The following is a 9,244-nucleotide window of genomic DNA, read 5'->3' on the forward strand; positions in this document are numbered from 1 at the left end:
ATGACATATGTTTAATGGATAGTGTTGTGGCATGATAACGGGCGGCCGCAGTCAGGCCGCCCAAATGCTTGACTGCGGCTGGTCCGACCACGCTTCACAACAACAAGACAATACAACCACACAATGGCATATCCCGCGGTGACGCCTGTGGGATGATGCCAAGCGGCCCTGGTCCGGCCGCGCCGGCGCAAGGGGGAGTCTTGCGTCGTTTCATCGTCCGGGATGCGCGGCCGCCGAGCCTGACGCGGCGGCCGGTCACGCGTGTCCGAGCTCCGCGTCGCGGGCGGCTCAACCATAGAAAAGAACAACACAGATGAACACACGATTTGTCATAGTCCCGCTCTTATCGTTGGTGCTGACGGCTTGCGGCGCCAAACCGGCGGACCCGCCCAAGGACGGCGTAGCCGGCAAAACCGCGGCTTCCGCGCCGGTGGCGCGGACCTTGTCCCCTGCCGATGTGATAGCGGCCAAGCCGCGCGTGCTGGCGGCGACGATCGCCTTCACCGGATCGCTCAACGCCTTGACCAGCGGCACCGTGGCCGCGGAGGTGGAGGCCCGGGTCAAGGAAGTGCGCGTGCGCGAGGGCGAGGCGGTCAAGCGCGGCCAAGTGCTGGCGGTGCTGGACGCCGAAGTCCTGTCGCAATCGGTGGCGGAGCAGAACGCCCAAGTGGCCAATACCGAGGCGCGGCTGCGCCTGGCCAAGGTCAAATTGGAAAAACAGCGCGAACTGTTGCATAAGGGGTTTATCTCGCAGATCGCCTATGACGAATTCGATAGCGACTACCGGGTGAAGGAGGGCGAAGCCAAGGCCCAGGCCACTCAGCTGGCGCGGGCGCGCCGCCTGCTGGCGGACACCCAGATCCGCGCGCCGATAGACGGCGTGGTGTACGAGCGCAAAATCAATCCGGGCGAAGTGGCCGGCAAGAACGCGGTGCTGTTCGCCATCGCTGACTTGTCGGTGCTGGAAATCGCCGCCACCGTGCCGGCGAGGCTGATCTCGCAGATCCAGCCCGGCATGCAAGCCGGTTTCACCGTGGACGGCCTGGCCGAACCTCAACGCGGCGAAGTGGTGCGCATCAACCCGGTGGCGGTGGCGGGCACCCGCAGCTTCACCCTGTACATCCGCGTGAAAAACCCGGAACACAAGCTGAAGGCCGGACAGTTCGCCAAGGGCGGCATTGTGTTGCGCCAGCTTAGCGACCAGATCGTGCTGCCGCTGCCGGCCATCCACGATCCGGACGGCCAGCCCTGGGTGCTGGTGGCGCGCCAGGGCCGGCTGGAACGGCGGCAGGTGGAATTGTTGCTGCGCTCCGAGGCGGACCGGCTGGCCGCGGTGTCCGGCGTCAAGCCGGGCGAGCACGTGATCGCCGTGGACCTGGTGGGGGTGAAAGCCGGCGATCCGGTTTCCCTGCCCGGCGGCAAACTCTAAGCGGAGGGCGCAGCATGTGGCTGACCCGAGTAAGCGTCCGCAATCCCTATTTCGCCGCCGTGTTGATGATGACGCTGGTGGTGCTGGGCTTGTTTTCCTGGCAGCGCCTGGCGGTGGAGGAAATGCCGGACATCCGCTTCCCCATCGCCCTGGTGTCCACCGACTATCCGGGCGCTTCCCCGGAAGTGGTGGAAAGCGAAATCTCCAAACCGGTGGAAGAAGCGGTCAACACCATCAACGGCATCAAGGAAATCCGTTCCTATTCCATGGAAGGCAATTCCACCGTGGTGGTGGAGTTTGAGCTATCGGTGGACCCGGTGGCGGCGGTGCAGAACGTGCGGGATAAGATAGGCGCCATCCAGGGCCAGTTCCGCCGCGAAATCTCCGCGCCCACCGTGTCCCAGGTGGACCCCAACGACAACCCTATGCTGACCCTGGTGCTGACTTCGGATCAGACCCGCCCGCGAGAGCTGACCACCTGGGTGGACAAGGTGCTGAAAAAGCGGCTGCAGATGGTGGCCGGCGTTGGCGACGTCAAGCTGATTGGCGGGGTGCGCCGCGAGATTCGAGTGGATGTGGACCCGGTGCGTCTGGAAGCCTCCGGCCTGTCCTTGCAGGACGTGGCCGACGCGCTGCGCGCCGCCAACCAGGACTTCCCCGCCGGCTCGGTGTCGGCAGTCAGTAAGGAGTGGGCGATCCGCGTTGCCGGCAAGTTGAAATCGGCCGAGGACTTCTCGCAATTGGCGGTGGGCTACCGCAATGGCGCGCCCATCCGGCTTGAGGACATCGCCACCGTGGCCGACACCGAGGCCGAGCAGTCCAGCGTCTCGCTGATAGACGGCCGGCCCGGCGTATCGCTGGACCTGCGCGCCGCGCGCGGCGCCAACGTGGTGGAAGTGGCCGAAGGCGTCAAGGCCAGGGTGGCCGAGCTGAAAAGCCAGATGCCGGCCGGGGTCAAGGTGCGCTACACCTACGATACCGCCGAGGATGTGAAAAAATCGCTGCATAACGTGGAGTCCACGCTGCTGGAAGGCGCGGGCCTGACCGTGCTGATCGTCTTCCTGTTCCTGGGCAGCTGGCGCAGCACCGTGATCACCGGCCTGACCCTGCCGGTATCGCTGATAGGCACCTTGTTCGCCATTCAGATGTTCGGCTTTACCTTGAACATGTTGACCCTGCTGGCCTTGTCGCTGTCCATCGGCCTCTTGATCGATGACGCCATCGTGGTGCGGGAAAACATCGTGCGTCACGCCGGCCTGGGCAAGAGCCACTACCAGGCGGCATTGGACGGGACCAATGAAATCGGTCTGGCGGTGCTGGCCACCACGTTGACCGTGGTGGCGGTGTTCCTGCCGGTGGGGTTCATGGGCGGCATCATCGGCAAGTTTTTCCACCAGTTTGGCCTGACCGTGGCGGTGGCGGTGCTGATCTCCATGTTGGTCAGTTTCACGCTGGACCCGATGCTGTCGTCCATCTGGCACGATCCGCATCGCCACGGCGATAAGCACCGCGGCCCGCTGGGGCGGATGCTGGACGCCTTCGAAAGCTCGCTGGACCGGCTGGCCGAGCGCTACGTCGGCGTGATCCGCTGGGCGCTGGGCCATCGTAAAACCGTGCTGGGCACCGCCTTGCTGCTCACCGTGGCCAGCTTTGCGCTGGTGCCCGGCATCGGCGGCGAGTTCATCCCGGAGCGAGACAGCGGCAAGTTCACCATCAGCTACCAGACCGCGCCCGGCTCGGCCTTGGAGTACACCGCCACCAAGGGCCATGAACTGGCTGCTGCGGTGAAGGGCATTCCCGAAATCAAGTCGATCTCGATGAATGTGGGAGAAGGCAACTTCGGCGCCGGCAAGAACGACGGTTCGGTGACGGTCGACATCGGCGACAAGAACAGCCGTCAGCGCACGCTGGGCCAGGTGATCGCCGACGCGCGCGCGCGGGTGCTGCCCGTGGCCGGCGTCACCATTAAATCGGTGGCCAACGAGCAGCAGCAGGGCAAGCCGGTCAAAGTGGGCTTGCGCGGCAGCGACCTGCGCGAACTGACGGCGGTGTCCGAAGACTTGATGCGCCGGCTGGGCAAGATCAAAGGCGTGCGCGACATCGAATCCAACCTCAGCGAAGGCGATCCGGCCTTGAACCTGGTGCTCAAGCGCGACGCCGCCACCAGCTTGGGCGTGGACCTGGCCCGCGTGGGCAAGACGCTGTCCATCCTGCTGGCCGGCAACGCGGTCACCACTTGGGAAGCGCCGGACGGGGAAAACTACGACGTCAAGCTGCGGGTGCCCAAGTCGGAACGCCGCCAGGAGCTCTTGGACGCGCTGACGGTGGCCGGGCGGCCGGACGCCAACGGCGCGGCCAATATGATTCCGCTGTCTTCCTTGATAGAAACCCGGCAGGGCATCAGCCCGCGCCAGATCAAGCGCGTCAACATGATGCGCGAGATCACCATCCTGGCCAATATCGAAGGCCGCGACGCCGGCACCGTTTCCGCCGAGGTACATCAACTGGTGGAAGGCCTGAAGTTGCCGCCGGGCGTTATGCTGGTGCAGGGCGGTCAGCAAAAGGATATGCAGGAATCGCTGGGCTATGCGGTGCAGGCCTTGGCGTTGGGGGTGATTTTCATCTATCTGATTCTGGCCGCGCAGTTCCGCAGCTTCACGCTGCCGGTCACCATCATGATGGCTTTGCCGCTGGCTTTCGTCGGGGTGTTCTGTTCGCTTTATGTGTTTGGCTCCACGCTGAACATGTTCTCGGTGATCGGCATCATCATGTTGATGGGTCTGGCGGCGAAGAACGGCATTCTGCTGGTGGACTTCATCAACCAGGCGCGGCGCGAAGGGATGGAGCGCAACCAGGCCATCGTGGAGGCCGGCCGCGTGCGCTTGCGGCCCATCATGATGACTAGCCTGGCGATGATCTTCGGCATGCTGCCCTTGGCCCTGGGCACCGGCGACGGTTCGGAAAGCAACCGGCCGATGGCGCACGCCATCATCGGCGGCTTGCTGACCTCCACGGTGCTGACCCTGATCGTGGTGCCGGTGGTTTACACCTATCTGGACGGCTTGCGCAGCCGGGTGCGCCGCCTACTGGGCGGCAAGCCGGCGCACCAGCCGGCGGCCGAGCATTGAAACGAAGAGAGCCTGCGCATGCGCAGGCTCTTTTTTGGGTGGAAGGGAGGGTTTAGAGCCTGTTTACGATCTCGCGAGCTAGGGCGAGGCAAGGCGAAAACGGTTGAGAAAGCGGAATGTACATAGGGTACATGAGCATTTCGAAGCTGTACTCACCGTGCCACGCTCCACGACGCGCAGCAGATCGTAAACCGGCTCTTAATTCTTAGGCGGCGCCACGCAGTCATTACCCTCAAAGCTCACCGTCAGGATGGTGTGGGTTTTGGGGTCGGCGACGAAGTTGGTGGTGCAGCGGTAATACACCGAACCGCCGCCGCTGAAGCCCCACGGGTAGTTGTAGAAGCCGCCCTGATAGGGCATTTCCTGGCTGTAGGCGCTGCGGTAGGTGTAGAGCTGATTGCCGTTGGGCATGGTCAGCTGGCTGGTGGGCGCGCCCCATTGCGCCAGCATCTCGTTGACGTCGCGGCCTTGCCAGCCGTAGACCTTTTGCGCATAGCCCGCCTGGGTGGCGCAGCCGGTCAGCAGGCTGGCGGCCAGCAGGGACAGCGCTAGCGTTGTTTTCATGATGCGCTCCTGAGCGAAGTGAAAGGCGGGCGGACAATGCGGCCGCCTGGGGTGGTTCGAAGGGATACTTTTACGATGGCGTCGCCGCCGCCGCTTGTCAACAAGCAGAGCCGGCGCACGTTGTTCATGAGTGTTAAGAACTTGTTTACGATCTTGCGAGCAAGGGCGAGACGGGGTGAAAACGGCTGAAAAAGCGGAGTGTTCACACGGTAGAGCCTTTTGAAGGCGCGCTCACCGAGCCACGTTTCACGACGCGCAGCAGATCGTAAACCGGTTCTAAGCCGTGGCTAGAACGGCAACATAATAATCGGCCGGCGCAAGACGCCAGGCCGGAGAGACAACAAAGGAGAAAATCATGAGCCTGAAGCGATGCGCGCTGCTGGCGCTGATGGCGTGGGGGGGCGCGGCGGCATCGGCGGCCGGCGCGGAAAAGGTGCTGCACGCCTCGTTCAACGCGCAGGAAACCGGTTTCGATCCGGCCAAAATCTCGGATGTTTATTCCGCGGCGGTGAACGAGCATATTTACGACTCGCTGCTGACCTTCGACTACCTGGCGCGGCCGGTCAAGGTGGTGCCCGGCGTGGCCACGGCCATGCCCACTGTCAGCGACGGCGGCAAGACCTATACCTTCCACCTGAAGCAGGGCATTTATTTTGCCCCGGACCCGGCGTTCAAGGGCAAACGGCGCGAGCTGACGGCGGAGGATTTTGTGTTCTCGATCAAGCGCCTGTCGGACCCCACCGTAGCCTCACCGCTCAGCGACGCCTTCACCGACAAGCTGATTGGCCTGCAGGCGCTGGTCAAGAAAGCCGGCAAGGGGCGCTTGAACTATGACGAGCCAGTGGAAGGCGTGCGCGCGCTGGACCGCTACACCTTGCAACTCAAATTCCTGCAACCCTTTCCTCCCTTGCCCTTCATGCTGGCCGGCAGCTGGGTGCAGGCCCAGGCGCGGGAAGTGATCGAGGCTTACGGAGATAATTCCAATGCCCACCCGGTGGGCACCGGCCCCTATATGCTGAAGGCGTGGAAGCCGGGCACCAGCATCAGCCTGGTGCGCAATCCCAATTTCCGTCAGGAGGTGTTCCATTACGAGCCGGGGCCGGATCCGCGCGATCAGGCCATCGCGCGGCAGATGAACGGCAAGCGCTATCCGCAGATCGACCGTATCGAAATCGCGGTGATTCCGGAAGAACAGCCCACCTGGTTGGCGTTCAAAAGCGGGGAAGTCGACCTATTCAGCGGCAATCCCAGCATTCCGCAGCCGCTGATACGCCAAGTGCTGCGCTTGGACCCCAAGGACGCCAGCCGCGCCGAACTGAAAGCGGAATACCGCGAGCGCGGCATCCAGCTCAGCCGCTCGCTGGAAGAGGGCGTCACCTTCTACGCCTTCAATATGCAAGACCCCACGGTAGGGGGCTACGGCAAGGCGCGCATCGCGCTGCGCCGCGCCATCGCCATGGCTTTCGACCAGCGCGAAACCATACGCGACATCCGCCGCAACCAAGCGGTGCAAATGCAGTACATCGTTCCGCCGAATGTCGCCGGCCACAATCCCAACTTCCGTGCCGCCTACCCGTTCAACCCGCCGCTGGCCAACGCCTTGCTGGACCAGTTCGGCTACAAGATCGCCGCGGACGGCTACCGTCGCCAGCCCGACGGCCAGCCGCTGGCCATCGATTTCGTCACCGGCCCTTCCGCCATCGACAAGCAATGGAACGAGTACTGGCAAAAGGCCTTCGACCGCATCAAGATTCGCGTCAACTTCCGGGTGATGCAATGGAATGAACAGGTGAAGGCGCTACAGGGTTGCAAATACGGTCTGGTAGGCGCGGGTTGGAACGCCGATTATCCCGACGGGGACAACTTCGTGCAGCTGCTGTACGGCCCCAATACCGGCGGCTCCAACTACGCCTGCTATCAGTCGCCGCGCTACGACGCGCTATACCGGCAATCGCGGTTGCTGGCGGACGGTGCGGAGCGCAATGCGCTGTACGATCGGATGAACAAGATCGTCGCCGGCGACACGCCGTGGATCTTCAGCGACATCCGTTTCGTCAACGGCGTGGCCCAGCCCTGGGTGCGTGGTTTCAAGGTGCATCCCAATTTCAACGCCATCTGGCGTTTCCTGGATGTGCAGAAGTAAAGGAGAGCGCCATGTCCGCATTCATCATCCGTCGCATTCTGCAGATGATCCCGACCCTGCTCGGCGTCATGCTGCTGGTTTTCACTCTGTTCACCCTGGTGGGCGGCGACCCGTCGCTGGTGCTGGCCGGCAAGCACCTGACGCCGGACGTGCTGGCCAATATCCGCGCCCAGCTGGGCCTGGATAAAAGCTTGCCGGAGCAGTTCTGGCTCTTCGTCAAACAGGTGCTGACGCTGGACTTCGGCACCTCCTGGTCCACTCAACAACCGGTATCCGACATCATCGGCAGCCGCGTCGGCCCCTCGCTGACGCTGACCGGCGCCATGCTGGTGGTGGATCTGTTGATCGCCATCCCGCTGGCGGCGCTGGTCGCCTATTTTCGCGGCGGCCTCACCGATCACATCGTCACCATCGCCTGCACCGTGGCCATGTCGGTCAGCGCGCTGGTCTACATCATCGCCGGCCAGTATTTTCTGGCCTTCAAAATGGGCTGGTTCCCGGTGCGCGGCTGGGGGGACTCCTTCTGGATCAACCTCTTCGTCTATGTGCCGCTGCCGCTGCTGATGGGCCTGATGGTGTCCCTGGGGCCGGACATCCGTTTCTACCGCAGCTTCTTCGTCGAGGAAATCGGCCAGGACTACGTGCGCACCGCGCGCGCCAAGGGCCTGTCCGAGCGCACGGTGATGCTCAAGCACGTGTTGCGCAACGCGCTGATCCCGGTGGTGACCAGCGTGATGATGTCGCTGCCTTATATGTTGATCGGCGCGCTGGTGCTGGAAAGCTTCTTCGGCATACCCGGCATGGGCAATGAAGTGGTGATGGCGGTGAACAAGAGCGATTTCCCGGTGATCAAGGCCATCACCATCTATATCGCCATCGCCACCATGGTGTTCAATTTGCTGGGCGATCTGGTCTACAAGCTGATCGACCCGCGCGTGCAGCTCAAGTGAGAGAGGGCTGGAGATGACGACATTGCACAATACCGCCGGCTCCGCGCCGGCCGCCCCCTCGCGCGGCTTGTGGGCGCTGGGCTGGCAAAGGCTGAAACGCAAGAAAGTGGGCTTTGTTTCGCTGTGGATCGTGGCGGTCTACCTGCTGCTGGCCGTGGGCGGCTGGTTCAATCTGGTGGGCGGCAGCTGGACCGACGAAATCGCCGTGCCCTACGCGCCGCCTAGCTGGGTGCGGGCCTCCGCCGACGATGTACTGCCGCCGGAACCGGCCAAGCTCGCCCAGGCGTCCGCCCCCATCGCCGCCATGACGCCGGAGGAGGACCCGATAGGCAAGGAGCTGCAACAGGCGCGGCAACATGTGGGCGAATACGCGCAGGCGGACGCGCCCAAGCGCGCCACCTTGCCCTTTGGCGCGGACCTGCGCGGCCGCGATGTGATAGAGAAAACCCTGAAAGGCACCTCCACCTCCATCTTCGTCGGCGTGTTCGGCGCGGTGTCGGCCTTGCTGGTGGGCTGCGCGCTGGGCGCGGCGGCCGGCTATTTCGGCGGCAAGGTGGACGACGCGCTGGGCTGGTTCTACAGCGTGTTCACCTCGGTGCCGGACATGCTGCTGCTGCTGTCCTTCGCCGCCGTCTCCGGCCGCGGCATCACCACCATCGTCGCGGTGATGGCGCTGACCAGCTGGACCGGCACCTTCCGCCTGGTACGCGCGGAATACCTGAAGCTCAAGGGCCGCGAATACGTTCAGGCGGCGGACGCCATCGGCGCCGGCAATGCCCGCAAAATGTTTGTCCACATCCTGCCCAATATCTCCCACCTGTTGTTGGTGCAGTTTTCCCTGCTCACCGTGGCGCTGATCAAGTACGAAGCCATCCTGTCCTTCCTTGGATTCGGCGTGGGCGTGCGCCAGGTCAGCCTGGGCTCGATGCTGGCGGAAGCGCCCACCGAGCTGATCCAGGGCTATTGGTGGCAAATGCTGGCGGTTACCTTGTCCATGTCGCTGCTGGTCACCGCCTTCAGCCTGTTGGTG

The 9,244-nt window shown here is 63.5% G+C and carries 6 protein-coding genes; 5 read left to right on the forward strand and 1 reads right to left on the reverse strand.

What is annotated here, in order from left to right:
• Positions 1-313: 313 nt before the first annotated feature.
• On the forward strand, positions 314-1,429 hold the full coding sequence (locus ACUXV1_RS23055; protein ID WP_446016756.1) for an efflux RND transporter periplasmic adaptor subunit: 1,116 nt from the start codon (positions 314-316) through the stop codon (positions 1,427-1,429).
• 14 nt (positions 1,430-1,443) lie between these two features.
• The gene (locus ACUXV1_RS23060; protein WP_043641411.1) at positions 1,444-4,557 is read left to right on the forward strand and encodes an efflux RND transporter permease subunit; all 3,114 of its coding nucleotides are present in this window, start codon (positions 1,444-1,446) and stop codon (positions 4,555-4,557) included.
• Between the two features lie 198 nt (positions 4,558-4,755).
• Here ACUXV1_RS23060 and ACUXV1_RS23065 read toward each other — a convergent pair whose 3' ends face one another.
• Positions 4,756-5,121, reverse strand: a complete 366-nt coding sequence (locus ACUXV1_RS23065) for a hypothetical protein (protein ID WP_043641409.1) — start codon at positions 5,119-5,121, stop codon at positions 4,756-4,758.
• 355 nt (positions 5,122-5,476) lie between these two features.
• On the opposite strand from ACUXV1_RS23065, the gene ACUXV1_RS23070 reads away from it, so the two are divergent.
• The 3 genes from ACUXV1_RS23070 to ACUXV1_RS23080 all read left to right on the forward strand — a co-directional run.
• Entirely contained in the window at positions 5,477-7,264 is a 1,788-nt protein-coding gene (locus ACUXV1_RS23070; protein WP_194426051.1) for an ABC transporter substrate-binding protein, read from the forward strand.
• An 11-nt stretch (positions 7,265-7,275) separates the two neighbouring features.
• Positions 7,276-8,214, forward strand: a complete 939-nt coding sequence (locus tag ACUXV1_RS23075) for an ABC transporter permease (protein ID WP_043641406.1) — start codon at positions 7,276-7,278, stop codon at positions 8,212-8,214.
• Between the two features lie 13 nt (positions 8,215-8,227).
• Positions 8,228-9,244 (forward strand): ABC transporter permease (locus ACUXV1_RS23080; RefSeq protein WP_446016757.1); only part of this gene is annotated, 1,017 nt, incomplete at its 3' end.

The organism is Chromobacterium sp. W521 (genome assembly GCF_052805975.1).